General features: G+C 63.1%; 27 protein-coding genes, 1 tRNA gene and 1 pseudogene. 14 read left to right on the forward strand and 15 right to left on the reverse strand.

The features are described from left to right. Window positions 1-3 precede the first annotated feature (3 nt). The 4 genes from F1640_RS01575 to F1640_RS25755 all read right to left on the reverse strand — a co-directional run bounded on the left by F1640_RS01575 (window position 4) and on the right by F1640_RS25755 (window position 4,099). Complete coding sequence (locus F1640_RS01575) at window positions 4-720, reverse strand: sensor histidine kinase (RefSeq protein WP_194917384.1); 717 nt, start codon at window positions 718-720, stop codon at window positions 4-6. A gap of 213 nt (window positions 721-933) precedes the next feature. Then, window positions 934-2,559 carry an FAD-dependent oxidoreductase gene (locus tag F1640_RS01580; RefSeq protein ID WP_194917385.1) on the reverse strand — a complete coding sequence of 542 codons (1,626 nt, stop codon included), beginning with the start codon at window positions 2,557-2,559 and terminating at the stop codon, window positions 934-936. A gap of 47 nt (window positions 2,560-2,606) precedes the next feature. Continuing rightward, complete coding sequence (locus tag F1640_RS01585) at window positions 2,607-2,993, reverse strand: response regulator (protein ID WP_206694604.1); 387 nt, start codon at window positions 2,991-2,993, stop codon at window positions 2,607-2,609. Window positions 2,994-3,172: 179 nt separating this feature from the next. Beyond that, on the reverse strand, window positions 3,173-4,099 hold the full coding sequence (locus F1640_RS25755; protein ID WP_125956016.1) for a helix-turn-helix domain-containing protein: 927 nt from the start codon (window positions 4,097-4,099) through the stop codon (window positions 3,173-3,175). A gap of 110 nt (window positions 4,100-4,209) precedes the next feature. Between F1640_RS25755 and F1640_RS01595 the strand changes: the two genes are divergently transcribed. Beyond that, window positions 4,210-4,536 carry a hypothetical protein gene (locus F1640_RS01595; protein WP_125956018.1) on the forward strand — a complete coding sequence of 109 codons (327 nt, stop codon included), beginning with the start codon at window positions 4,210-4,212 and terminating at the stop codon, window positions 4,534-4,536. Window positions 4,537-4,863: 327 nt separating this feature from the next. Here F1640_RS01595 and F1640_RS01600 read toward each other — a convergent pair whose 3' ends face one another. Continuing rightward, window positions 4,864-5,751, reverse strand: coding sequence for a helix-turn-helix domain-containing protein (locus F1640_RS01600; protein WP_194917387.1), 888 nt, complete (start codon window positions 5,749-5,751; stop codon window positions 4,864-4,866). 102 nt (window positions 5,752-5,853) lie between these two features. Next, the gene (locus tag F1640_RS01605; protein ID WP_194917389.1) at window positions 5,854-6,729 is read right to left on the reverse strand and encodes an AraC family transcriptional regulator; all 876 of its coding nucleotides are present in this window, start codon (window positions 6,727-6,729) and stop codon (window positions 5,854-5,856) included. A gap of 124 nt (window positions 6,730-6,853) precedes the next feature. On the opposite strand from F1640_RS01605, the gene F1640_RS01610 reads away from it, so the two are divergent. Continuing rightward, complete coding sequence (locus F1640_RS01610) at window positions 6,854-8,416, forward strand: ISL3 family transposase (RefSeq protein WP_194917272.1); 1,563 nt, start codon at window positions 6,854-6,856, stop codon at window positions 8,414-8,416. A gap of 390 nt (window positions 8,417-8,806) precedes the next feature. On the opposite strand, the gene F1640_RS01615 is transcribed toward F1640_RS01610, so the two are convergent. Both F1640_RS01615 and F1640_RS01620 read right to left on the reverse strand, forming a co-directional pair. After that, entirely contained in the window at window positions 8,807-11,089 is a 2,283-nt protein-coding gene (locus F1640_RS01615; RefSeq protein ID WP_194917391.1) for a TonB-dependent receptor domain-containing protein, read from the reverse strand. A 190-nt stretch (window positions 11,090-11,279) separates the two neighbouring features. Next, window positions 11,280-11,504, reverse strand: a complete 225-nt coding sequence (locus F1640_RS01620; RefSeq protein ID WP_194917392.1) for a hypothetical protein — start codon at window positions 11,502-11,504, stop codon at window positions 11,280-11,282. On the opposite strand from F1640_RS01620, the gene F1640_RS01625 reads away from it, so the two are divergent. From F1640_RS01625 to F1640_RS01635, 3 genes are read left to right on the forward strand one after another with little or no spacing between them, the layout of a single operon-like run. Continuing rightward, window positions 11,503-12,696 carry a sensor histidine kinase gene (locus F1640_RS01625; protein ID WP_194917394.1) on the forward strand — a complete coding sequence of 398 codons (1,194 nt, stop codon included), beginning with the start codon at window positions 11,503-11,505 and terminating at the stop codon, window positions 12,694-12,696. The genes F1640_RS01620 and F1640_RS01625 overlap by 2 nt on opposite strands. Continuing rightward, complete coding sequence (locus F1640_RS01630) at window positions 12,696-12,833, forward strand: hypothetical protein (RefSeq protein WP_206694605.1); 138 nt, start codon at window positions 12,696-12,698, stop codon at window positions 12,831-12,833. Before F1640_RS01625 ends, F1640_RS01630 begins: the two co-directional genes overlap by 1 nt. A 36-nt stretch (window positions 12,834-12,869) precedes the next feature. Beyond that, window positions 12,870-13,244, forward strand: coding sequence for a response regulator (locus F1640_RS01635; RefSeq protein WP_194917397.1), 375 nt, complete (start codon window positions 12,870-12,872; stop codon window positions 13,242-13,244). Window positions 13,245-13,432: 188 nt separating this feature from the next. On the opposite strand, the gene F1640_RS01640 is transcribed toward F1640_RS01635, so the two are convergent. Next, window positions 13,433-14,527 carry a Zn-dependent alcohol dehydrogenase gene (locus tag F1640_RS01640; RefSeq protein WP_194917399.1) on the reverse strand — a complete coding sequence of 365 codons (1,095 nt, stop codon included), beginning with the start codon at window positions 14,525-14,527 and terminating at the stop codon, window positions 13,433-13,435. Between the two features lie 285 nt (window positions 14,528-14,812). Here F1640_RS01640 and F1640_RS01645 point away from each other — a divergent pair, with 285 nt between their 5' ends. Beyond that, window positions 14,813-15,406 (forward strand): response regulator transcription factor, encoded by a 594-nt coding sequence (locus F1640_RS01645; protein WP_194917401.1) that lies wholly within the window; start codon window positions 14,813-14,815, stop codon window positions 15,404-15,406. Between the two features lie 158 nt (window positions 15,407-15,564). On the opposite strand, the gene glmS is transcribed toward F1640_RS01645, so the two are convergent. The 4 genes from glmS to glmU all read right to left on the reverse strand — a co-directional run bounded on the left by glmS (window position 15,565) and on the right by glmU (window position 19,493). After that, window positions 15,565-17,388, reverse strand: a complete 1,824-nt coding sequence (glmS, locus tag F1640_RS01650; RefSeq protein ID WP_194917402.1) for a glutamine--fructose-6-phosphate transaminase (isomerizing) — start codon at window positions 17,386-17,388, stop codon at window positions 15,565-15,567. A 12-nt stretch (window positions 17,389-17,400) separates the two neighbouring features. Further along, window positions 17,401-17,769, reverse strand: a complete 369-nt coding sequence (locus F1640_RS01655) for a type II toxin-antitoxin system VapC family toxin (protein ID WP_124810549.1) — start codon at window positions 17,767-17,769, stop codon at window positions 17,401-17,403. Window positions 17,770-17,772: 3 nt separating this feature from the next. Continuing rightward, entirely contained in the window at window positions 17,773-18,027 is a 255-nt protein-coding gene (locus tag F1640_RS01660; protein ID WP_125956034.1) for a CopG family transcriptional regulator, read from the reverse strand. 83 nt (window positions 18,028-18,110) lie between these two features. Next, a complete protein-coding gene (gene glmU / locus F1640_RS01665) occupies window positions 18,111-19,493 on the reverse strand; it encodes a bifunctional UDP-N-acetylglucosamine diphosphorylase/glucosamine-1-phosphate N-acetyltransferase GlmU (protein WP_194917404.1) in 1,383 nt (460 codons plus the stop codon). A gap of 60 nt (window positions 19,494-19,553) precedes the next feature. On the opposite strand from glmU, the gene F1640_RS01670 reads away from it, so the two are divergent. From F1640_RS01670 to F1640_RS01680, 3 genes are all read left to right on the forward strand, one after another. Further along, window positions 19,554-20,222, forward strand: coding sequence for an HAD-IA family hydrolase (locus tag F1640_RS01670; RefSeq protein ID WP_194917406.1), 669 nt, complete (start codon window positions 19,554-19,556; stop codon window positions 20,220-20,222). Between the two features lie 175 nt (window positions 20,223-20,397). Continuing rightward, the gene (yghU, locus tag F1640_RS01675) at window positions 20,398-21,264 is read left to right on the forward strand and encodes a glutathione-dependent disulfide-bond oxidoreductase (RefSeq protein WP_124810545.1); all 867 of its coding nucleotides are present in this window, start codon (window positions 20,398-20,400) and stop codon (window positions 21,262-21,264) included. Between the two features lie 89 nt (window positions 21,265-21,353). Beyond that, window positions 21,354-21,428: transfer RNA gene (locus F1640_RS01680), tRNA-Gln, on the forward strand. 179 nt (window positions 21,429-21,607) lie between these two features. On the opposite strand, the gene F1640_RS01685 is transcribed toward F1640_RS01680, so the two are convergent. Further along, window positions 21,608-21,868 carry a hypothetical protein gene (locus tag F1640_RS01685; protein WP_125956041.1) on the reverse strand — a complete coding sequence of 87 codons (261 nt, stop codon included), beginning with the start codon at window positions 21,866-21,868 and terminating at the stop codon, window positions 21,608-21,610. Window positions 21,869-21,926: 58 nt separating this feature from the next. Beyond that, window positions 21,927-22,274 (reverse strand): hypothetical protein, encoded by a 348-nt coding sequence (locus tag F1640_RS01690; RefSeq protein ID WP_194921044.1) that lies wholly within the window; start codon window positions 22,272-22,274, stop codon window positions 21,927-21,929. Between the two features lie 52 nt (window positions 22,275-22,326). Here F1640_RS01690 and F1640_RS25035 point away from each other — a divergent pair. The 5 genes and pseudogenes from F1640_RS25035 to F1640_RS01710 form a co-directional block, all read left to right on the forward strand. After that, a pseudogene (locus F1640_RS25035) lies at window positions 22,327-22,437 on the forward strand (transposase); the annotation flags it as partial. Between the two features lie 307 nt (window positions 22,438-22,744). Further along, window positions 22,745-23,326: a 2-hydroxychromene-2-carboxylate isomerase gene (locus F1640_RS01695; protein WP_194917408.1), complete on the forward strand. Its 582-nt coding sequence runs from the start codon at window positions 22,745-22,747 to the stop codon at window positions 23,324-23,326. Then, a complete protein-coding gene (locus tag F1640_RS01700; protein WP_125956046.1) occupies window positions 23,323-24,018 on the forward strand; it encodes an SDR family NAD(P)-dependent oxidoreductase in 696 nt (231 codons plus the stop codon). Before F1640_RS01695 ends, F1640_RS01700 begins: the two co-directional genes overlap by 4 nt. Before the next feature lie 44 nt (window positions 24,019-24,062). Continuing rightward, the gene (locus tag F1640_RS01705; protein WP_309229173.1) at window positions 24,063-24,812 is read left to right on the forward strand and encodes an SDR family NAD(P)-dependent oxidoreductase; all 750 of its coding nucleotides are present in this window, start codon (window positions 24,063-24,065) and stop codon (window positions 24,810-24,812) included. Continuing rightward, a complete protein-coding gene (locus F1640_RS01710) occupies window positions 24,737-25,417 on the forward strand; it encodes a 2-hydroxychromene-2-carboxylate isomerase (RefSeq protein ID WP_255530161.1) in 681 nt (226 codons plus the stop codon). The genes F1640_RS01705 and F1640_RS01710 overlap by 76 nt, the downstream gene beginning before the upstream one ends. Window positions 25,418-25,433 lie beyond the last annotated feature (16 nt).

Genomic DNA, 25,433 nt, shown 5'->3' on the forward strand with positions numbered 1-25,433 from the left:
CACTCACCCTTTCGAACTCCAGGTTCCTGCGTGCTCTGCATCGAGAATCTCGCCAACCATTGTCATCGCGTTGCTACTCCGAGCTCGCCTTGGCTTGCTTCCCGTCCACATCATGAAACGGGTCCCCGGGTAGCACGCCTCCCATGCATGCTGACCACCCAGCTTCTTACAGACAGCCTGGATGATGTGCGAACCCAGTCCGCACTCTCCGCCATTGAGGTGACCAATGCCAACACCATCGTCCTCGACCGCCAGACGCCAGTCTCCGGATGGCGTTGCGTCGAAAAGGATGCGTACCTCGCCGGGATCGTCCACGCGGTAGGCGTGCTTGCAGGCATTTCCCACCAGCTCGCTCACCATGATCGCGAAAGCGGCGGCATGTTCGTTGGGAAGGTCAAAGTCGTCGGCTTTGACCGTGATTGTCCGGCGGTCCCGGCCATCGGACACCAGGGCGCGGAGGGAATCGCCCAGTTCATCGAGGAAAACGCCGAGATTGACGGTCTCCGCCAGGGGTTCGCGGTACAGCGCCCGATGGACGCTGGCCACGGCGTGAATCCTGCGCTGCGTTGCCGCCAACACGATCGCTGCCTGCGGGTCGGAGACGGTGCGCCCATCGAGTTCGACGATCGCGGCGATGAGCGCGAGATTGTTCGCGATCCGATGGTTCATCTCGGAATCCGCCAGGACCTCCCCCGAAGGATGCAGCATGCTCGGGTTCATTGTGCGTTCCTCCACTCTCACCCGCACCACGGGTCGAGGACCTGGCGAGGACGGTTTGCCTCCGGCGATCCGAAAACTTCGTGTCGCTGGCGCTACCTTTCCCGTGCGGGTGGTGCTCACTGCAAGCAATGTAGCCGCGAAGGGGAAGCGATGGGACCGCCCTACCGGATCAGGGCGCTCATACATTGGTATTGCGAACTTCGCGTCCTGACTCTAGCGACCGAGGCTCGGATTGAGAAAGTCCCAGACCTGGGAGATCACCACCGATCCCTCGCCCACCGAAGACGCGACACGTTTGACCGAGCGGGCCCGCACGTCGCCTACGGCAAAGATGCCCGGACAGGAGGTCGCGTAGGACGATGCGGCGCCAGCGGCATCGCCCGTGACGACGAAACCTTTGTCATCGAGTGACACCAGCCCCGACAGCCAGTCCGTGTTGGGCGCAGCTCCGACCATCACGAAGAGTGAGCAAGCATCCACCACCCTTTCATCCCCGCTGACGACATCCCGTATAGAAATTCTCTCCAGACGCTCGTCCCCTTCGAGGGAGACGACCTCGGCGCCGTAATCGATCGTGATCGCCGGATCCGCCTCCAGCCTGCTCGACAGATAGCTGGACATGGACGCCGCAAGCGAGCTTCCGCGGACCAGCACCCTCACGCTGCGCGCCGAACGGCTGAGATACATGGCGGCCTGCCCGGCGGAATTTCCCCCACCGATCACAACGACGTCACCGCCATGGCAGCTGCGCGCCTCGTTCTCCGTCGCCGCATAGTAGACGCCGGCTCCCTCGAGTTGGGCGAGACCGCGGATTGGGAGGCGTCGATACTGTACGCCGGTCGCGACCACTACCGCCCTCGCGCGGACAGCTTGCCCGCTGTCGAACGTGGCGCAGAAGTCGCCGTCGTCGAGACGCTCGAGAAGGGATACGCGCCTTGGAACAACGAAGCGGGTTCCGAACTTCATCGCCTGGACTTCGCCACGCCAGACAAGGTCTGCGCCCGAAATCCCGGTCGGGAACCCCATGTAGTTCTCGATGCGGCTAGAGGTGCCGGCCTGCCCCCCGACAGCGGTGTCCTCGACCACCAGGGCGCTCAAACCCTCCGCGCCAGCATAGACACCCGCCGCGACGCCGGCAGGACCACCCCCGATGATGACGACGTCGAACACCTCGTCATCGACCAGTTCACGGCCGATACCGAGCAGGCGAGCGACACGTTCTGGCGTCGGATCCTCGATGACTGTCCGCCCGAATATCACCATCGGCTCCGTTGAGGTACTCGAACAGCTGCGTGCCGCCAGGACCGCTTCGTCGCTGCCGGGCACGAGCGAAGTGAAAGGGATGCGATTCCGGCTCGCGAAGTCCGCGATCCTGCGGATCGCCCGGTCCCTGTCTTCCCCGATGAGAATGAGAGCGCCATCCCGGGTGTCGAGCTGACGGCGGCGTCGCGCGGCGAAAACCGTGATGATGATGTCCGACATCTCCGGGATGTGCGCCATCAGGCCCAGCATCGTCTGCCGATCGACTTCGATGACCCGTGTCGGCTGCGCGGTCCTCAACAGCATCGACCAGTTGCCGCCGTCCAGAAACGCGATCTCGCCCATGAACTGTGTCGGGCCGAGTGTGGATGGAAGGTGGCGCTCATCGGTGAGCGGGTTGACCACCTCGATCTCGCCCTCAAGGACATAGATGAAACGGTCCGCGGGTTCACCGGGCCGCGCGACGAAGACACCCGTCGGATACTCCCTCACCACTCCCGATTTGCGGAGCGCCTCTACATGAGCAGCCAGAAGCGGCGTCCGCTGCATCTCCTGCAGATCTCTTCCGATTGTCTCCATGATGATTCAATTCCACGTTGAGAAAGGGACACCCAATGGCGATTACCCTACAAGTCGCCTGCCAGGATACGCTCGATGCAGTCGATCAACTCGTCTGGGTCGAATGGCTTTCGCATGAAGCAACGGACGCCTTGCGCGATCGCTTGCTGCTTCACCTCCGGGCTCGGAAACGCCGTGATCAGTATCAGCGGCACGGCCTCTTTACGAAGTATTTTCGCCAGCTCCAGACCGCTTGTCCCCGGCATCTGTACATCACTGATAACGAGATCGAACCGCCGATCTCGGTCAGCAAGAAAGATATCCGCAGAGCCGAAGGTCATGGCGTGGATGCCCATGCTCTCGATGAGACTTCCGAGCGCCGACGAAACGTCCTCGTCATCATCGACGACCGCTATCAACCGCGGCGACCCATTGGGCGGTGACGATTCAACCAAAAGACGGTCTCCCTTTATACTCGACCATCTCATGCCGGATCGAATCGACAAGAAGCACTGCGCCGGCGTTAGCCGTCGTCATCGGAGCATCGTACAACGCCTGGCCCGTTCAGTTGAACCATACCGTGGTATTGGCGCCACGGTGGCACCGGTCAGGGGATCCCCGTTCAGCCTTGCTTTCACGACTTATGCGCGTGGCGAAATTCCGATGGTGTCATTCCAACTTCGCGTCTGAAGCTCGTCGAGAAATGCTGTGCGTGGCTGAATCCGCAGGCGAGCGCCACCTCTGTTATCGAAACGTGCTCGTGGGCGAGCATCTCCTTCGCGCGGGATATGCGGCGCTCCTGAACGAAGCGAGCCGGCGTCTTTCCGGTTGAGGTTTGAAAGGCACGGGCGAAGTGCCGAATACTCAGCCCGACGATGCCAGCGAGTTCGTTGAGACTGATGATCTCATGAAGCCGGCTGTGGACGTATTCCTCGACTCGCCGGAGCGCTGGCGCCGGGATACCGCCCTTGACGATTGTCGGCTTGTGGACACCGTCCATTATGCGACGAATGCGAGCGACAGCCTGCAGCGCCCACCCCTCCGCCATCAGGCTGTAGGTTGCATCGTCACGCCAACCAAACAGTTCCTTCACGCTCCTCTCCAAGGGTTGGTCCGTGAAGCTGGCAAGCGGTTGAGAGAGCGTGAAGCGGCCTCTGTCCTCGAACAGGGACAAGTCGATGAAGGCAGCGCGGTACTGCGTCGTCGGGTGGCAATAGAATTCGCCGGAAGCCTTCAGTTCCGGGGGGATGAGAGTGAGACTCCCGGAAGCTCGCTCGGTCTCGACCCGCGAGCCTCCGATATCGAGCGCGTAACGCTGAAAGCCCGCATCCCAACAATAGAGAGCGACACGGGGTTGCCGGAGCAGCCAGCTTATCGGTTCCCGGGAATGGCGTGTCAGTGATTCGATGCGAACCGATGGCGAATCCTTGGGCACCAGAGACACGGTTCCGCTGACATCGCGATAGTAGTCGCTTCCCCCGGCGTTGTGGATGCTGTCCTCAGAAGACCTTGATGAGCCCGCGCTGTCAGTCACCGCAGACAACCTGTTGGCGATCGCCACTCGGCCCGCTGCGCGCTTTCTGTCCGTTTCGCGTATGTCGTGTCCTTGTTCTGCAATTCGCTCGCCAAGGGGGATGCTATCCAGACAGTCGAAACAAGGAGACCACGACGATGGAAATGATAGCCCTGCCGCCGATCTCCGAAGCGAACCTGAACTTCGATCTCGAGACGGCGAACGGGATGGACCGGCTGATCGCAGTGTCCCATCACGTCCAGCAGAAGGTTTGCGCCACGGTGCTCCAGTCCTCTCTGATCGAGCAGCTTCTCGATCGGCCCGAACTGGATGTTGCAAGTGTACGGCATCTTTTGAAACGCATCATGGACGTAAGCTACACCGCCTCGTCCGCCGTGAGCGAACTGCAGGAATTGGTGCTCGAGCACCTCGGTGGCCAAGATCGCGGAGCGACCTTTCCGTTGTGCGACGCCCGCGCGGCATGATCTGGAGGTACCGCCGGGGCCGCTAGACTTGCTGCTGGATCGGCGCCTCCGATGCCAGAATGCTCTGGTGGGATAGAACGCATCGCCGCGCGCACCGGCTGGGATAGCTGCCGCCATCTAACCGCCACTCAACTCATGCTGTGAAGCGCCTTCGGGAAAGGCGCTTTTTGAAGTCCAAGCCAATCTTCGATGCGGTCGTGTCGCAGCATGTTCCACCCCCGACCATGCTTTCGCATCGCGCGCTGAGCCGAACATCCCATAACATGGTATGGGTCCCCCCCCAAGAACTCCTGAGGAAGACGCGCGCCTGTCGCAATGGGAAGGCGGTCAGACCGCGTCGCATCGCCCCCCATTCGCCTGCCGGAATTCTGTCGGCGTCATACCGGTTGAACGCTGGAAGCTGTTGGAGAAGTGCTGGGCGTGGGAGAAGCCGCAGGCGTACGCGACATCCGTCATCGAGAACCCCGGCATGGCCAACATCTCGCGAGCCCGCCCCAATCGCCGGTCGTGGATGTAGCGCGCGGGTGTCTTGCCCTTGCTCGCCTGGAAACTGCGCGCGAACTGACGGATGCTCAGGCCCGCGATGGCGGCAAGCTCGTGGAGCGTGATGCTCTCCTGGATGCGGTGTTCGATATAATCGGTGACCATTTTAAGCCGAGCCGGGGCCAGCCCGCCACTTCGTGCTCCCCCCGGTTTCCTATCTCCCAGTTTCGCACGCAACCGCGCCACGCACTGCAGGGCCCACCCTTCGGCCATCAGCGGGAAAGTCGGGTCATGACTCCATCCCCCAAGCTCCGACATCCCCCACTGCAGGGTGGTATCCTCGAACCCTACCAGCGGGCGGTCGAACAGCGCACGGTCACTTGCGCTGAGAAAGTCGATTTCGATGTACGCAATGCTGTAGCGGAAGCGGTCCCCGACGGCGTGGAACTCTCCACGCACCTCCTCAGCAGCGGGAAGCAAGGCGAAGACGCTACGCTGCGGCCTTGACACGTTGCTGACCTCGCCGGCCACGTCGACGCTGAAGTGCCGATATCCGGCATCGAACATGAAGAGCGAAAGGCAGGGCTGACGGTAGCGGGCCACGACGGGTTCGTCGCTGACGCGATCGACCTTTTCAAGCCGTAGCGAAGGCGACGCTCGAGTGGACACATGCGCCTTGCCATTCACATGCCTGTAGAACTCAGGATTTTCCGGTTCCCGCGAAATCACCATCGACGGAACCTGTCAGCCACATTTTGTAAGGTCGACCTATACCCTGGTAGTGGCGCGGCGCGATCGAGATGATCGAGCGAACACGACCGAACCGGCACGCCGTCACCCTGGGTATGCGCGATACTTCTCCGGGGTCATGTCAAAGATCCGGACGAATGCGCGCGAGAATGCTTCCAGTGATCCATAACCGAAGCGCGAGGCGACCTGCTCGATGGAAAGGCTTCTGTCGTTCAGAAGCGCGGCCGCCGCCTCCATCCGCATTTTCACGGCATACTCGAACGGTGTCTGCTTCGTTTTCTGCCAGACCGACTGCATGAACTCCGTGCGCGACATCTCGGCCACCTGCGCCATGTCCCCCAGGGTCGGGACGACATGGCCGTATCGCAGGAACTCGATGAGCCGATCGGGCTTGAGCTCGGGCACGGTATCCGGTGATTGAGCTGTCCTTAGGCTCCGCAGCCGGAGGCGTGCTGCGGTTTGAAGCGTCCAACCCTCCGCCATGATGGAAAACCCGGGATCATCGCTCCAGTTGGTGAGGTCGGCCAAGCCATGGCGTATCGCCGGATCGTCGAACCCGATCACCGGATCGCTCGCTGCGTTCTCCGCCAGCTCGGCAGGAAAGAACACCGCGATGTAGCTGCAGGTGTTTCCGACGGTGTAGTCCCCCTGGGCATCCGCACCGGGAGGCAGGTAGAACAACCTGTGCCGTCTCGGCGAGTAGCTCCTTTCGGCCGAGCCGCCGACGCTGAGATTGTATCCGGAGAAGCCACTCCGCAGGCACATCATCGTGGCGACGGGTTGCCGGTACAGCCACTCAAGAACCGGCTGCGGCGCGGTTCTCCTATTAAATTCGATGTGCACGGCCGAGCTCGTCAACGTGCTCTGCCGTGCCACCTGCCCTGAACCCGAAATCGCGCGATAGGCGACGTCACGGCCGGAGACGTCACCCTCAATGTCGAGTTTCGTGAATTCAGACAAACTTCAGTCCCAATACCGGAAATCGGCAGCTCATTTTAGGGTCTGACTCAAATTCCGTGCAGATTTGACATTTCTGCGCTGTGTGCGGCCAACTGGATTGGGGGTCAGCAAGGAGCACACGTCGATGGCCTCGAAAGCATGGGACAGTAGCCTGCAGTTACCGGGATTAATCGTGGAAAGCCGGACTGTGATCGACGGAATCGTCGAGATGTCGGGCCGATTGGCGGCCGTGGGAGCGGATTGCCCGGATTGCGCGATGCCATCGACGTCTCTCCACAGTCGATATGACCGCATGCTTTCGGATTTGCCGGTCAGCGGCAGCATCGTCAGGCTGAGACTGTCGGTTCGACGGTTTCGGTGCACGCATACCCTTTGTCCAAGGCGCACGTTCAGCGAGCCGCTGGCGCCGCCGGTTGGCCGGCGATATGGCCGCAGGGTGGGTCGTTGCGACGCGCTAGTGCGCGCGGTGGCGGTCGCGCTGGGTGGTAGGCCGGGCTCGCGCATGATGGCGCGTCTGTCGGCGCCTTGGTCGCGCGACACGATGCTTCGAGTTCTGAGACGCAGCGATCCTGCCTCCGTGCCGCCGCCACCTGCGCGGGTGGTTGGCATCGACGACTTCGCTTGGCGCCGCGGCCACAGCTACGGGAGCATCGTGGTCGATCTCGAACGACGCGAGGTGATCGACCTGCTTCCCGATCGTCAGCGCGACACGGTCATCGCCTGGCTGCGCCAGAACCCGCAAGTCGAAATCATCTGTCGCGACCGTGGTCCGGGTTATGGTGCGGCCGCAAGCGAGGCGGCGCCGCAGGCACAGCAGGTGGCCGACCGCTGGCACCTGTTCGAGAACGCCTCGGCAGCATTTCTGGCGGCAGTGCGTTCGGAAATGCCATGTTTGCGGCGCGCGCTGGCGCCGACGGGGCCGGTCGATCCGGCGACCCTGACCCGTGCCGAGCGCATCCAGTGGGATGGCTACCAATTGCGCGAGGCCCTCAACCGCCAGATTATCGATCTGGCCGGGCAAGGCGTGCCGATCAGGGTCATGGCACGCACGACCGGCGTGTCGCGCAAGACCATCCGCAAGGTCCTGCGCGGCCAGCGTCACGACACCTTCCGCACGCGCCAGAGTTCGCTCGATGTCTGGTCGCTGACCCTCGAGGCGGAGTGGAATGCAGGCTGCCGGATTGGGGCTGAACTGTGGCGGCGGCTGAAGGCTTCCGGTTTTGGCGGTTCGCTGCGCGTAGTCAGCGAATGGGCGACCCGTCGTCGTCGCGACGAAAAACTTGGCCACACCGGCGGTGCGGGGCTGAGTGCACGGACCATCGCGCGCAGCATGACCACCGAGCGCGACACCGGATCAGCGCAGACCGCCCTGATAAACGCGGTGATCGAAAAGGCCGTGCCAGCGCTAATCAGCGCACGCGAGGCTCTCGATTGCTTCCACGCCATGATGCGCTCAAAGGACAAGGCCCGGCTCGATCCTTGGATCGCCATGGCGGCCGAGACCAAGCTTGCTGGGTTCGCTGCCGGCGTCGAAGCCGACAAGGACGCCGTTGCCGCCGCGATCTCGACGCCGTGGTCCAGCGGTCAAGTCGAGGGCAAAGTCAACCGCCTCAAGGCCATCAAGCGCCAGATGTACGGGCGCGCCAAAATCGACCTTCTCAAAGCCAGAGTTATGGCGCCAGCGTGACCTGGATTGCACGGAATTTGAGTCAGACCCCATTTTACGCGCCGACAATGGTCCACCCTCCCCGAGCTGGCCATACATACCAAGGTATCGGCACCGCGGACCGAATGGCGATCTGTACGGAGTACTAGGTCGTAAACTTATAATCAGCAGGATCGAGGCGTCCAAATGGCGAACATATCGGGCCGAAAGGCGCGCCGCGAAGGCTGGTTGCCTTTGCAAGCGCCTTTCGGTTCGAGATGGAAGCCATTTGGACGTCCCGTAGGGATTTGGCCAAAATGGCCCAGCGCGGCGTCGGAGTGGTTTGAAATATCGACATATTCCTGCACCCCTCCTTCTTGCGCCGGGCCATTTTGCTCCAAACCTCGAGCCTGCTGATTATAAGTTTACGACCTAGAGACGGTAGCTCGCCCGCAAACCGAAGGTTCGAGGCATCCCGGTGAAGCGCACGTTGACGTCAGGCGAGACCGTGCTGGTGAACGTCCCATACTTCTGGTCGGCGACGTTCGTGACATAGGCCTGGACGGTCCAACCCCCATTCACAGTCACGCCCGCCCGCAGATCGACGATCGCATACGGGTTGAGGCAAAGGGCAGCGATTTCTCCGAGGTCCGCATTCGTCCCCGACTGGTATTTGATACTCGCGCCGGCGAACACCTCCGAGCCACCGCTGCCAACGGTTCGGCGATAGCCCATATTGCCGAACAGCTGCCACTTCGGCGTCAGGGGGAACGGCTCCCCGCCAAGATCGCGGCGCCGGCCATAGGCGTCATAGGCGAGAAATGGACCCAGGATGGAACTGCTTGTCAGATTCATGCCGGCCGCGAGGTCGACCCCCTTGAGCGGCTCGGCGTCCACCGTGACCTCACCTCCCCAAACGCTTGATCGGGTGATGTTCACGAGTGCTCCGACCGGTCCAATGTTGGGATCGATCGTCTTTCCGCGCACCTGCTTGTCGCGGTAGTCGTAGTGGAAGGCAGCCGCAGATATGCGCACGCGCCCTCCCAAGCCCGTGGCCTTCGCACCGACTTCATAAGCAATGACGGTTTCCGGCTTCGCAGGCGCGAACTGGCTTGCAACCGTTCCGGCGACGGTGGGAAATGCCGCGCTCTTCTGACCTCTGCTCACGTTGGCGTAGAGCATGATCGCTGGGCGCAGCGACCACTTGAGGCCGGCGCGCCAGGACCAGTTCCGATCAGAGAATTCCGTGTGGGTGACCGCGGGCAGGAGACGCTCTGAAAGCGACACGCATCCGCCAGCGGGAATGTTCACCGTCGTTCCCGAAAGCGTCGTTGCCACGCGGCCTACATAAGCCGCAAGGCTGCCATCGCCACTATCGTAGCTACACCCCTGAAACCTTCGGCGTTCATCGGTATAGCGTCCGCCGCCCTCAAGAGTCAGCCTGTCCGTGACGTCGACCTCCAGATTGGCAAAGACCGCCCAACTACGGTTGCGATGTCTCGTCTTGGTTTGAATGGCGTCGAACGGAAAACTGCTGTCCTTTATGGTGAGAGCCAGTTCATCCTTGACCCGTTCCCGTTGAAAGTTTCCTCCCACCATCCACTTGACCGGTCCCTGCTCGAGCCGCGCGCGCAATTCCTGGGAGAATATGGAGACCCGCCCCGGGGTCCGGGACTGGAGAAGCTGAAAGTTCGTGCCGTCTGAATCCGACGTATCGTCACGCGACAGGTCCTGCCACGATGTGATCGAGGTGATGGCTAGGTTCTCGAGCCGATAGAACACCCGGAGGTAAGCCTGATAGTAATCGGCATCACGAGCAAACGCGCCATCATCCGACCAATCGGCCAACCGGTTGTTGCGCACGCCCGCAGGATGGCCTTGGACGCCCTGAGGTAGAGGCGGGCTCGCGCCCCTTAGCGTCACCAGCTGTCCGGCCTGGGTATCGGACCGATCCCGCCACCCGTTGATGTTCAGCAGGATATCCAGATTGTGGGCTGGGTTCCATTGGGTCAAGAGGCGGGCGATCAGCAAGTCCTTGCCTCCCCTTTTCTCTCCTGTCCTATCGCTCTCCTGCCAGTCGCCACCGCGTTCATATCTGGCCGAAAGCCGCACCTTGAGATTCGCGGCGATGGGGCCACTTACGAAGCCCTCGTTGGTGAACTGCCCAAAGCTGTCGATGTCCGACGATAGGCCCACACTCAGGCGGTCCGTCGGCTTGGCGGACACGAAGTTTATCGCCCCCCCTGTGGAATTCTGTCCGAACAGCGTTCCCTGCGGCCCCTTTGCCACCTCGACGGTAGCGAGATCCAGCGCGGCTCCGGTTGACAGTGCCGAGTACGGAAGCGGCGCCTCGTCGATGTAGATTGCCACCGCTGGCGGAGCGGCCAGGCTGTTGTCGAAGTAACCGATCCCTCGAATGGAATAGACGGGCACCCCATAGGTCGATCGGGTGAATGTCAGGCCTGGGACCACCTTGGCCAGCCCGGCCACGTCCTGAATCCCCCGCGATGCAAGATCTTCCGAGCTCAGTATCTGCAGCGACCGCGCTTGGCGTTGAGGATCGCTCCCGAGCTTGCTCCCGGTCACGACAATCGCGGGTGTCTCTTCGTCCCCACCGGCCGGAATGGCATCCTGGGCGAGCGCGCCTCCGGACGAGCCGCACGCCGCAACGCCGACGCCAACGAAAAGAATCCGCCCTAGCACCCGATACCCCACCTTCCTCCGCGTGTGCTGCGGCGGACAGACGGGAGTGTCACTACATGCGATCGTATGGGTCGCTAGGGTACTGGCCTCGGGATATTGGCTAAATAGGCGAATACTAGGGAGAACCACCCTTGTCCTCTCGGGGAGAATCCAAGAGCGTTGCGAAGTCCATCTCCGGTGCCCTTGGCTTGCCCCGGAAAGATCAGGTGCCTTCCCTCCCCTCGACACCGGTGCGCAAAGCTCCCGCGCTGATCGACGGGGCAGGCTGGCTCTCCGACGCTGGCTGCATGTCCAGCCCGGACACGGTGCCTTGGAACAACAGGACGATCTCCGGGAAGAGCAGGCGGAATTCGGAGGACGACGATTGCGCGCCGCGCCATCGCGAACCGTTCGAGAAGCCCGGATGGAGTTGGTATGAGATCTTCATGCAGATCTCCACCATCGCGTTCGTCGTCGTTGACGCCCGCGAGCGTTCGCGCAAGGCGGACGAACTGCGCAAGAACGGCGTCGAAGATTTCAAGGCCTACCTGTCCGAACGTCCGGCGGACCTGGCTGCGCTCACCAGCGCCGTCCTCCTGGATCTGAACGACGCGGCCGTCGAGATGTTCGGAGGAACGGATAAAAGCGAGTTCATCGGGTCGCCCACCCACCGGTTCTTCGATCCGCTGTGTCCGGTTCTCAAGAACGTCTCCGCGGCCTATTTCGATGGAAAGCACGAATACCACGAGCAGGCTCGCTCCATTCGTCTTGATGGGTCGGGCTTCGACACGATCTTTGCCGCGGTGATGCGGGTTCCGAATGGACCACATGGGGTCTGGCTTGCCGCGTTCATCGACATAACCGAGGAACTCAAGAGGCGTGCAGCCCTTGACGGCCTGAAGGAAGAGCTCGCGCACTTCTCACGCATCTCCATGCTTGGCGAGATGTCGGCATCTGTCGCCCACGAGCTGGGCCAGCCACTCAGTTCCATCTCGATCTCGGCGATGGCGGCGACCCGGTTCCTTGAACGCGAAGTTCCCGATGTGGCAGCAGCTCTCGACGCCATAACCCGCATCTCCTCGCAAGCCGGCCGGGCACGCGACGTGATGGATCGCATCCGCGGGATGGCGGCACGTCGGGTAACGAACGCCGTCACCGTTCCGGTAGTCGACCTCGTCAGGGAATCGATGCAATTCATCAGGCACGAACTGGAGAGGGGAAAGATCACCTGGTCCGTCGATATTCCAGACCTGCAGAAGCACATTCAGGTGGACCCGATCCAGATCCAGCAGGTCCTGGTGAACCTGCTTCTCAACGCGGTCCAGATACTTAAGGACAGTCAGACGCGCCGGCCTGCGATCCAGGTTGCCGGCCATCACCACAGCGACTGCTACGTGCTGGAGATAAAGGACAACGGCCCTGGGCTACCCGCCGAGAGCATCTCCCGGATATTCGACAGCTTTTACACCTCCCGCCCAGAGGGGCTCGGACTGGGCTTAAGCATCTGCAAGACCCTCGTCGAAGCCCATGGCGGGACGATCGTCGGACTGAACCGGACGGATCAGCCAGGCGCGATCTTCCGGGTCACTCTCCCGGTTCTCCCTACGGCGCATCACCGGTCGGAAGACCTAACGGCGTGATGACGATCGATCCCATTGACCGCGGCCGGGAAGGGATTTCCATGGACCTCACCTGCGTGATGCCCACGTTCTCCATGATCCATGGAGGGGAAAACGAGCCCGATGATGCAGTAAGCCTTGCCGACGCGAGACGGTGAGATCAATGGTCCAATCGAACGATTGAAGGAAATGAGTTGCTCGGGTCTCCACTGATTGGCGTCATCGAGGACGACGAGGATGTTCGCCTTTCGTTAGAGGACCTTCTGCACAGCCTCGGCTATCGGACCAAGTCGTTCGCGAACGCCGACGCCTACGTACGCGACGAGGAATGCCGGCCCGACTGCGTTTTGAGCGATGTCCAGATGCCTGGCATGAGCGGGATCGAACTCACCAAGCATATTCGCCGGACCCAGCCCGATGTACCCGTCGTCCTCATCACGGCTTTTCCAAGCAAGGACATCGCACGGCAAGCCACCGACGCTGGAGCTAGCAGCTTCCTTAGAAAGCCATTCGATCCAGCCGACCTGCTCGCCTGTCTGGAACGCGCCTTGCGACGTCCGGATGATTAGCTCCTGGTTTTACAGACGCCTTGCTTTCAAAATCTGCTGCCGTTCCTGACCTGCTTGTGTACAGGGTTGGAGCAAATCTCGCCGCAAACGAACACGCCCTGCCGGCCCCGCGATTTCCTGCAGGGGGTTTTGAACAGCCCGCGAACTTGCGCCGGGATGCGTGCGAAGTTCCGCGTCGAAGCTTCCGGTCAGAACGAGGTGATGACCGAGCGGGCAATCGCGCCGTGCTTCAGGTCTTCGTATGCCTCGTTGATCTCGGAGATGTTCACCTCACGCGAGATGAGATCATCAAGATTGAACCGACCCTGCAGGTAGAGATCCGCATACATCGGGATGTCATGCTTGATGTTGCTTGATCCCATGAAGACGCCCTTCACCTCGACCTGGCGCACGATCACGTCAAGACCGGCGACGGGGAAGGTCTGTCCGGGACGGTGAAGGCCGACGAGATATGCCGTCCCGCCCGGTCGGACCAGTTGAACCGCAAGTTCCGTGGTCACGGGCAGTCCGATCACCTCGAAGGCGTGGTCCGCACCGCGCGGCAGAATTTCCTTCACCACGGCGACGGCGTCCCGTTCACCCGAGTTGACGAAGTCGGTCGCGCCGAACTTTCGGGCGAGTTCTTCCTTCGCGGGCTGGTTGTCGATCGCGATGATATGCGAAGCACCGGCAAGCTTCGCTCCTGCGATGGCGTTCAGGCCAACACCCCCGACCCCGATCACGACGACGGTGTCCCCGGTCTTGAGGTCCGCCGAGTTGATCGCCGCTCCCGCGCCCGTGATCACGCCACAACCCAAAATCGAGGCCTGCGGGAAGGGCACAGCCTCGGGAATCTTCACGAGCTGGTTCTCGTGGACAAGCGCCTGCTCGGCGAAGGCGGCGGTTCCCCAGCCGGTGTACACCGGCTTGTCGTCCGACATCCTCGTAAGCCGCTGACCGTCGCTCGTCGCGCGCATCGTCTCCTCGGGATGCTCGCACTGGTACGTGCGACCGGACAAGCAGGAGACGCAATGACCACAGAACTGCACGAGCGATCCGACCACATGGTCGCCGACCTTTAGCTCGCGGACGTCCGGTCCGACTTCGCGAACGACGCCCGCCAACTCATGACCGAGCACGGCCGGCAGGGGCACACCATAGTTCGCCTCGGCGAGATGAAGGTCGGAATGGCAGAGCCCGCACGCCTTGACGTCGACCAGTACCTCCCTGCCCTTGGGTATATCGATCCGGACATCCTCGACGTCGAAGCGGCCCTCGTTGGCGTTCAGAACAGCTGCCTTCATACCCCATTCACCCTTCTCGCCGATCCGCCACCAGAGGGGGACCTTCCCGCTTAAGGAAGGGGTTTGAGAGCGAAGCAGCCAGCCCTACCCCGGTATGGCCCCGCCCGAACTCCGTATGCGAGCGGCTCGCAGAAATCGCGCCCCCATACCGAAGTATCCTCGCGCCTCCGCCACTTAGATGGCATTCCGTGCTGCGAACCGACATCCTCGGGCACGTTCAGACGGGAGGCCGCATTGTTGAATGAAGCAGGAACGGCCGCCACCAGCAGCGCCTCTCAGGAGCCCATGATCCTGATCGTGGACGACGATCAGGATATCAGGGACAGCCTGACGGATTTGTTCGGGTCGGTCGGCATGCAGACGACTGCATACGGCAGCACCAACGAGATGTTGGGCGACACGCTGCCCGACGGCCCGACCTGCCTTGTCCTCGACCTCCGACTGCCGGGCTCCAGTGGTCTCGAACTGCAGGCGCAGCTGGCGAGCCAGGGCGTCGACATCCCGATCATCTTCATCACGGGCCATGCCGATGTTCCCACGTCGGTTCGCGCCATGAAGGCAGGCGCGCTGGACTTCCTGTCAAAGCCGTTCCGCGAGCAGGAGCTTCTTGATGCGGTCACGGATGCGCTTCGCCGTGACGGCGAGCGCCGCAGCGCGCAGCGTGAGCGTGACTCGGTCCGCCAGCTCGCGCAAGAACTCACAACGCGAGAAATCGACGTGCTGAAGGGCGTCGCGCGAGGCCTCCTGAACAAGCAGATCGCCTATGAGCTCGGGATAACCGAGGTCACCGTTAAAATGCATCGATCGAGCGCCGGCAAGAAACTCAAGTCGATCTCCGTCGCGGACATGGTGCGGAAAATCGATCTCCTCGGTCTCTGAGTGCTCGCAGGCAACGGGACGCGCTCTATGCGTTCATTGCCGAGCATCGCGATCGCTTTGGCGCGCGGGCAGCGACAAGGTCCATGGCTACCGCAAGCGGACGATGTCCTGCTGCATCATGGCACAACCTGATGACCGAGCGGCGGGGGAGCTCGATCCTACTCGACGGTAACGCTCTTCGCGAGATTGCGCGGCTGGTCGACATCGGTGCCCTTGGCCACCGCGACATGATAGGCCAGCAACTGCACCGGCACCGCATAGACAAGCGGCGCGATCAGCGGATGGACACGCGGCATCTCGATCGTGGCGAGGCAGCCCTCGCCCGCTTCGGCCAGTCCATCGGCATCGGATATCAGCACGATCTTGCCGCCCCGCGCCCGCACTTCCTGCATGTTGCTGACGGTCTTCTCGAACAGCGGCCCGCTGGGGGCGAGGACGATCACCGGCACCGCTTCGTCGATCAGCGCGATCGGGCCGTGCTTCATCTCGCCCGAAGCATAGCCTTCGGCGTGGATATAGCTGATTTCCTTGAGTTTCAGCGCGCCTTCCATCGCCAGTGGATAGTCCGGGCCGCGCCCCAGATAGAGCACGTCGCGCGCCGGCGCGATCAGCGGCGCCATCGCCGCGATTTCCTCGTCGTGGCTCAGCGCGGCGTTGAGCGCGGCCGGCGCTTCGGCCAACTGGTTGACGATATCGGCTTCCTCGGCCCGGTCGATCATCCCGCGCTTGGCCGCAAGATGCGCCGCCAGCGCCGCCAGCACGGCAAGCTGGCACGAGAACGCCTTGGTCGAGGCGACGCCGATCTCCGGACCGGCGTGGGTCGGCAGCAGCAGGTCCGCCTCGCGCGCCATCGAACTCGTCGGCACGTTGACCACCACGGCGATGGTCTGCCCGGCCGCCTTGCAGTGGCGCAGCGCAGCCAGCGTATCGGCCGTCTCGCCCGATTGCGAAATGAACAGCGCCAGGCCGCCCGGCTCCAGCACCGGATCGCGATAGCGGAATTCCGAAGCGACATCGATGTCCACGGGCAGGCGCGCGAAGCGTTCGAACCAGTATTTCGCCACCATGCCGGCGTAGTAGCTGGTGCCGCAGGCGACGATCGTGACGCGGTTGATCTTCGACAGGTCGAAATCGATCTGCGGCAGCGCGACGGTCTGGTCCACGCGGCGCAGGTAGCTGCGCAACGTCTGGGCGACGACGATCGGCTGCTCGAAGATCTCCTTCTGCATGAAGTGGCGGTAGTTGCCCTTCTCGATCGCGGCCGCCGTCGCTCCGGAGGCGACGACCGCGCGCTTCACCGGGTTGTTGTCGACGTCGAACACCTGCGCACCATCGCGCGTGATGATGACCCAATCGCCTTCTTCGAGGTAGGATACCTTCTGCGTCAGCGGCGCAAGCGCCAGCGCATCGGAACCCAGATAGGTTTCGCCATCGCCGTAGCCCACCACCAGCGGCGAGCCGAGCCGCGCGCCGATCAGCATTTCCGGGTGCTGGCGGAAGGCGATGGCCAGCGCGAACGCGCCGCGCAGTTGGGGCAACACCGCCCGGACCGCGTCCTGCGGCGAAGCCCCCGCCTCGACCTGTTCGGACACCAGATGCGCGACCACTTCGGTGTCGGTCTCGCTTTCGAACCGGCGCCCACGCGCGATCAGCGCCTCGCGCAACGGGCGGAAGTTCTCGATGATGCCGTTGTGGACCAGCGCCACTTCCCCGGTGGCGTGGGGGTGCGCGTTGCTGGTGGTCGGCGCGCCATGCGTGGCCCAGCGGGTGTGCGCGATCCCGATCAAGCCCGGAGCCGGATTGCGCTCCAGTTCGACCACCAGGTTGTTGAGCTTGCCTTCCGCGCGGCGGCGGACGAGCTGCCCATCGTGCACCGTGCAGACACCCGCGCTGTCATAGCCGCGATACTCCATCCGCCGCAGGCCATCGACAAGCCGGTCCGCAACTTCATCCTTCCCGACGATTCCGATAATTCCGCACATGGGACGCGACTTTCAACAGAGGGTGTAAGGAACGCGGATGCCCGGCATGTTGGCCGGGAAATCCTTGGTATTTCGTGTCACGAGAATAGCGCCATTGACTTGCGCGGTCGCAAGGATGAGCGCGTCGAGCAACTTCATGCGGCTGCGATGGCGGATATCCGCCGCCGTGGCGGCGATGCGCGCGTCGATCTCCACCACTTCGAACGGGGCGATGATCTGCTGCACGGTATCGCGCTGTTCGAGCGGTTCGCCGGCGAGAATTTCGGCCCAGACGATTCGGCTGATCCGGTGCCGCTTGTAACGCGAAAGCTCGGCCACGGCTTGCGGACGGTCCTTCAGCCAGTCGACCAGAATGTTGGTATCGAAAAACGGATCGGCCACGGATCACACCTGGTCGTAGGGCGTGCGATCGTCGCGGATCGCGCGCTGGTATTCCACAGCATCACCGATATCGGCACGATCCTTCCAGTACCCCGCGCCCCGTGCGATCCAGTCGCTACGGCGCGATGCGCGGTTCTGCGCCTTGAAGCTCGCCACCGCCTCGCGCAGCACCGAGGCGCGCGACTTGCCCTCTTCGGCCGCGCGGGCATCGAGCCACTGGATGTCCTCATCGGGAAGATCGGCGAGAATGCGAGTCATCGTGATATACCGATATCATATCATGATATCATGGCAACCCGATTTCCTGCCATTCCCGACGCAATCCGTCCTGGAAGCACCGCTCAGCCCCTCTTCTCCGCCTTTTTCTTCTTCATCGCATCGTGGAAGCGATCGGCCCAACCGGGCTTGATCAGCTGTTCCGCGCGCACCATGCGCAGTTCCCCGGCGGCAACATCGCGGCTGACCGCGCTGCCGGCGGCTACGATCGCATCCGCGCCGATCTTGACCGGCGCGATCAGCGCCGAATTGGAGCCAATGAAGGCGCGTTCGCCGATCACCGTGCGATACTTGAAATAGCCATCGTAATTGCAGGTGATCGTGCCCGCGCCGATGTTGGCCCCCGCCCCCACGTCGGCATCGCCCAGGTAGGTCAGATGATTGGCCTTGGCCCCTTCGGCCAGATTGGCGTTCTTCACCTCGACGAAATTGCCAACCTTGACCTTCCGGGCGAGATTCGCGCCGGGGCGCAGGCGCGCGAATGGACCGATCTGCGCCCCTTCACCCACGGTCGTGCCTTCGAGATGGCTGAAGCCATGGATTACCACCTTGTCCGCCACCGTCACACCGGGGCCGAACCACACGTTCGGCTCGATCGTCACGTCGCGGCCGATCGCGGTGTCCCACGCGAACCATACCGTTTCCGGCGCGACCAGCGTGGCGCCATCGGCCATCGCCCGCGCGCGGCGGCGCTGCTGCCAGCGCGCCTCGGCCTCGGCCAGTTCACCCCGGCTATTGATGCCGGCCACCTCGTCCGCATCGGCGGTCACCACCACCGAACAGGCGCGGCCATCGGCGATGGCGATGTTGACGATATCGGGCAGGTAGTATTCGCCCTGCGCGTTATCATTGCCCACGCGCGCCAGCAGGCCGAACAGGTCCGCCGCGCGCACCGCCATCAGGCCCGAATTGCACACGCGGCAGGCGCGCTCCGCCTCGCTCGCATCCTTGTGCTCGACCATCTTCACGATGCGCCCATCCTCCGCGATCACGCGTCCGTACTGAAGCGTGTCGGCCGGCTCGAAGCCCAGCACGACCACGGCCGGCGCATCGCCCCCATGCAGTCGGTCGATCATCGCACGCATGGTTTCCGCGCTGACGAAAGGCACGTCGCCGTAAAGAATCAGCACGTCACCGGAAAAGCCGGAGAGCGCCGCTTCCGCCTGCTGCACGGCGTGGGCAGTGCCAAGCTGCGGGTCCTGCACGGCGATGGCCGCGCGCTCGCCCAGCGCCTGCTCCAGCTGCTCGCGCCCATGCCCTGCCACGACGACGCAACGTTCCGGCGCCAGCGCATCGGCACTGGCAAGCAGGTGCAGTAGCATCGGCCGGCCGGCGATGGGGTGCAGCACCTTGTGCAGATCGCTTTTCATGCGGGTGCCCTTGCCGGCGGCAAGGACAATGATGGCAAGGGGAGAGGAAGCGGCGGCGGCAGGATTCGGTTCGGTCATACCGGGTCATTGCCAGCAAATGCTTGCGCTTTCCAGAACGGTCCGCCACGTGCCCTGCCCATGGCACCATTTCCCTTCGACATCGTCGGCTTCGATCTGGACGGCACGCTGCTGGATACGCTGGGCGATCTCGGCCAAGCGCTCAACCATACGCTTGCCATCGCGGGGCGGCCGACCATTCAGGTGGAAGAGGTGCGCCGCTTCGTCGGTGGCGGCGCGGGCCAGATGCTGCGCGGCGCGCTCGCCGCCAGCGGCGGGGTGGACGAAGCGGCCCTGCCCGCCTTGCAGGACCAGCTCTATGCCTTCTACGCCGAGAATATCGCCCGCCATTCGCGCCTATTCCCCGGCGGCGCGGCGATGCTGGACGCGCTGGATGCGCGCGGCGTCCGGATCGCCGTGGCCACCAACAAGAAGGAATCGATGGCGGTCCGGCTCTTCGAGGAACTCGGGCTCCTCGATCGCTTCGCCACGGTGATCGGCGGTGACACGCTCGGCCCCGGAAGCGCCAAGCCCGCGCCCGACATGCTGCTCGCCATGGTCGAACGCTGCGGCGGCGGCCGCGCCGCTTTCGTGGGGGATACCACCTTCGACATCGGTGCGGCGCGCGCCGCGGGAATCCCGGTGGTCGCGGTCGGCTTCGGTTACCACGACCTGCCGCCGCACGAACTCGGTGCCGATGCGGTGATCGGGCATTTCGACGAGCTGGTGCCCGCGCTCGAACGTCTCTGAAAGTTCTCGTTTCAGTGCGACAACCACAAACATCGGACTTTCGGGTCTGGTGTGGCCGCGCCGCGCCGCCATATTCAACGGCAACCTGAACGCCCTCCGTGCATCCGCGCTTGCGGACGGGGCTGGCGCAGGGCAAATGGTAGCAAGCCTAACAATATCCGCGAAGGAGCCGGTGATGTCTGAAGAATACGTTCCGCCGAAAGTCTGGGCCTGGGACAAGGAGAACGGCGGCGCCTTCGCCAGCGTGAACCGACCGATCGCCGGCCCGACGCATGACAAGGATCTCCCGGTCGGCAAGCATCCCTTCCAGCTCTATTCGCTGGGCACGCCCAATGGCCAGAAGGCCGCGATCATGCTGGAGGAACTGCTGGCGCTGGGCTTCAGCGAAGCCGAATACGATGCCTGGCTGATCAAGATCTTCGAAAGCGACCAGTTCTCCTCCGGCTTCGTCGATATCAACCCCAACTCCAAGATTCCCGCGCTTGTCGACCGCAGCGGCCCGGAGCCGTTTCGCGTATTCGAATCCGGCGCGATCCTGATGCACCTGGCCGAAAAGTTCGGCGTGCTGCTGCCCACGTCGGGCAAGGAACGCGCCGAAACGCTTTCCTGGCTGTTCTGGCAGGTCGGTTCCGCCCCGTTCATCGGCGGCGGCTTCGGCCACTTCTACAACTACGCGCCGTTCAAGATCGAATACGCGATCAACCGCTACGCGATGGAAACCAAGCGCCTGTTCGACGTGGCGAACCGCCAGCTCGCCAAGACACGCTTCCTGGCGGGTGACGACTACACCATCGCCGACATCGCCACCTATACATGGTTCGGCAACCTCTATCGCGGCGAAGCCTATGGCGAGGCGGCGACGTTCCTGTCGATGCACGAATACGAGCACGTCGGCCGCTGGGTGGGCGAGATCGACGCGCGCCCCGGCGTGCTGCGCGGCCGTCTGGTCAATTCGGCCAAGGGGCTGGCCGAACGGCACGACGCCAGCGATTTCGACACGCTGCCGCCCGAAAAACTGCAGGGTATCGTCAAGGGTTTCTGACCCGACGATCGCCTGGACGAGGGGCGCGCGAAGAAGTTCACGCGCCCCCTTCCCTTACGCAAACGCCCCGCTATAAGCGCGCGACCCGCTGGGGCGTCGCCAAGTGGTAAGGCACCGGTTTTTGGTACCGGCATTCGCAGGTTCGAATCCTGCCGCCCCAGCCAGTCGCGCTCTCATGATTCGGCTTGGTTCCAGTGGGTCCCGGCACATCGGGCCAATCGCCTCGCAGCCGAGTTGAAAGTGTTTTTCGGATTGACAGCTTCCTTGCGCGGCCTCGAGGTCGACCTTGAAAGCGATCCTTCCCGCCGGCTTGGCGATCTGCAATTTCCAGAAACAGCGCGGACTAAACCGACGTTTCAACGAGCTCGACGATTTCGAAGGCAAATTCCCTCCAGCCTCGCATTTTCGCCGCTTCCGCGAGAGCAAGGCGTTTGCGGCGCGCTTCTGTGAGCGAACGGGTGTGCCCCCAGAAGACTTCCGTCTTGCCGTTCGCCAGTGTCGCCACAATCCGCCAGTAATGCGTCAAACTGTCGGTCGTCGGCCCGATGGTCTTCACATAGCCGTCAGGCATGGTGGCAGTCAGATAACGGCGTTTTCTGGCCATGAACCAGTCTCGCGTGCGGGCTGGCCGCTTTGAGGCGCGGCGCGATCAGGGGTTGCCGTCACGCTTGCCTGGCCTCGCCGAGCCGGTCGAGCCAAGCTTGCGCCTGCTTGGGCTCGCCGACTGCGTCCGGTTTGACCGGGCCGCGCGATGCCAGGAACTCCTGGTGCAGATCGAACGGCGACATGGCCAGTTGCTCTCGCATCTGGTCGATCGTCTTGCCTGTTTCGAGCAGATTGTCGACAAACGGCGTCGCGGCATTACGCGATATGCGATCCGCATTGTGCCCGAACAGGCCCCATTGGCCTGCGGCGGTGACGCGCAGGGCCTCGATCAGCGCCTTCGCGTAGTCCGCCTCGAGTTCGGCACGACGGTTATCAAGCCGTTCCAGTCTATCAGCTCTGGCCATGCTCCAGCCCGTACACGGTACAATGGGTGGCGGCAATGCAGGCGGCAGTTGGCGGAGCGTGTTGAATGGCATCTTCTGGGTGCTGCGTTCCTGGCCCCGGGGCGCGACCTGCCCGAGCTATGGGCCGTGCACCACCTGCTACCATCGCTGCAACCGATGGCGAACCCGCACGCACTGATTTACGCCCTGCGACGTCCAAGCAGGCGCCGAGCGCAGCCGTGCCGCCGATCCGTGAGGCAATCGGCCGGTTCGAAGATGATGACAGTTGGGTGCCCCTTGGCCAACTGGGCCGGCGTCTATGTCCTTTGTGGAAAGCTCAGGGAACGTTGCAAAGGCCGCTGCGCCCGCCGCATAAACCAACGCCTGCTTTCGACGCGCCGATAGCTTTTGGTTGAGTGAGTTCTATTTTCGAACTAACAAAGAGTGCGAATCCGCGAAAGGCGCGGACACTTGCGGGAGGATTTCCAGCCATGCGGAGCCTTGAATTTCACTTCGATTTCCGTAGCCCCTACTCCTATCTCGCGCTCACGCGGCTGCCGCTCCTGAATGCCGAAATCGATTACCGGCCGTTCGACGTCCTCGACGTGATGGGCAAGGTCGGTAACGTGCCGACCAGCGTCACCTGCCAGGCAAAGCGCCGGTATCTCCAGCAGGACCTGCGGCGCTGGGCGATGCATTACCAGGTGCCGATTGCACCCAATCCGGGGATGGCGAACATGGATACCCGCGCCATGCTGCACGCCATGCTTGCCGCGCGGCGAAAGGGACTGGCGGCAACCGCTGCCAGCGCGTTGTTCAAGGCGGTCTGGGCGTCGCAAGTCTCGATCGCGAGCGAAGGCGATATTGCGTCCATTCTCGAAGGCGCCGGCATCGACGTGGCTGCGCTCGGCGATCTTGGCAGCGCCGAAGCCGCAGCCGAGCTGGCCGCCGTCAACGCCGAAGCCGCCGAACGGGGCATCTTCGGGGCGCCAACCTTTTTTGTCGGCGAACAGCAGTTCTTCGGCAACGATCGTCTGGAATTTGTCGCAGCTGCGTTGGAGGCCCAGCCATGAAACCACTTGCCATCATCACCGGCGTAGGTCCGGGCACCGGGGCCGCGCTGGTGCGGCGCTATGCGGAAGGCGGCTACCGCGTCGCCATGCTGGCCCGCGACGTTGGCCGTCTCGATACGCTGGCGCGCGAGGTTCCGGACAGTTTCGCCCTTCCCTGCGACGTTGGCGATCCCGACGCGCTCCTTGCCGCGCTCGACCAGGCGGCAGCGGCCGGCGGCCCGGTCAAGGCGGTCGTACATAACGCGGTGGGCGGCGCGTTCGGGAATTTCCTGGATGTCGATCCCTCGGTGCTCGAAGCCAATTTCAGGATCAACGTCATGGCGCTCTACCATATCGCGCGGTGGGCCGTGCCGCACATGGAAGCCGAAGGCGGATCGATCCTTGTCACCGGCAACACGTCCGCCGAGCGCGGCAAGGCCCTGTTCGCAGGTTTCGCTCCGACCAAGGCGGCGCAGCGCATTCTTGCGGAGTCGATCGCGCGCCAGCTCGGCCCCAAGGGCATCCATGTCGCCTATCTTGTGATAGACGCGGTGATCGACGTGCCGTGGACGCGGGAGCGTTTCCCCGGCAAGCCGGACGACTTCTTCATCCAGCCGGCCGACATCGCGGCGGAAGCCTTCCATGTCGCGCACCAGCCCAAAAGCGCGTGGTCGTTCCGCACGGAAATCAGGCCGGCGGGCGAAGTCTGGTAGCGCGGGCAGGCTTTCCCCACAGTGGCACAAGCGAAAGGAACGGCGTGATCATCGAACCCAAACAGGCCTCGGTCGCCATCGTCGGTGCCGGCGACTATATCGGCGGCGCCATTGCGAAGCGTTTCGCACGGGCAGGCTATCTCGTGCAGGCCGGGCGCCGCAACGGCGACAAACTCCAGCCGCTCGTCGACGAGATAGAGGCCGAGGGCGGCCGCATCGCGGCGCGCGGGCTGGACGCCCGCATTCCCGAGGACGTCACGGCCTTTCTGGCCGAGGCCGAAGCCGCGGCACCGCTCGAACTCGTGGTCTTCAACATCGGCGCGAACGTCAATTTCCCGATACTCGAAACCACCGACCGGGTGTTTCGCAAGGTCTGGGAAATGGCCTGCTTTTCCGGGTTCGTCACGGGGCGCGAGGCCGCGCGGATCATGCTGCCCCGGCAGCGCGGCAAGATATTCTTCACCGGCGCCACCGCCGGCCTGCGCGGCGGCAAGGGCTTTGCCGCCTTCGCCTCTGCAAAGTTCGGCCTACGCGCGGTGGCGCAGTCCATGGCGCGCGAACTGTGGCCCCAGAAGATTCACGTCGCCCACCTGATCATCGACGCCGGCGTCGATACCGCCTTCGTGCGAGACCTCATCGCCAAGCGCGAAGGCCCCGACGCGCTCGAGACGCTCGATCCGGACCGGCTGATGCCGCCCGAGGCGATCGCCGACGCCTATTGGGATCTTTTCAACCAGCCGCGGACCGCCTGGACCTTCGAGCAGGAAATCCGCCCCTATGGAGAAACCTGGTAATGGCGGGCAAATCCATCGCATTCCTGTTCGATTTCGGCTCCCCCAACGCCTACCTCGTCCACCGCGTCATCCCGCAGATCGAAAGCCGGCATCCGGTCGTCTTCGATTATGTGCCTGTTCTTCTGGGGGGCATCTTCAAGGCGACCAACAACCAGTCGCCGGCCACCGCCTTCGCGCATATCCCGGCCAAATTGGCTTACGATCGTCTGGAAATCGATCGCTTCTGCGCCCGTCATGGCATCGCAGACTATCGCATGAACCCGCATTTCCCGGTGAACACGCTCACCCTGATGCGGGGAGCGATCGCGGCGCAGCATCTCGGCCTGTTCGCGCCTTATGTCGAGGCCGTGTTTTGCGCGATGTGGCGCGATGGGCTCAAAATGGATGATCCGGAGGTGTTCGCCCGTGCACTCGATGCGGCCGGCCTTCCGGCCGGAGAAATCGCGGCCCGAAGCCAGGCCCCCGAGGTCAAGGGCGGCCTTATCGCCAACACCGACCGCGCGGTGGCGCGCGGTGCCTTTGGCGCACCGACCTTTTTTGTTGATGACGCCATCTATTTTGGCAAGGACCGACTCGACGAGGCGGTCAGGGCCGCCCTCGCATAGGGTCCGGACGGAGCGA

The organism is Novosphingobium sp. NBM11 (genome assembly GCF_015390225.1).
Classification (GTDB): domain Bacteria; phylum Pseudomonadota; class Alphaproteobacteria; order Sphingomonadales; family Sphingomonadaceae; genus Novosphingobium.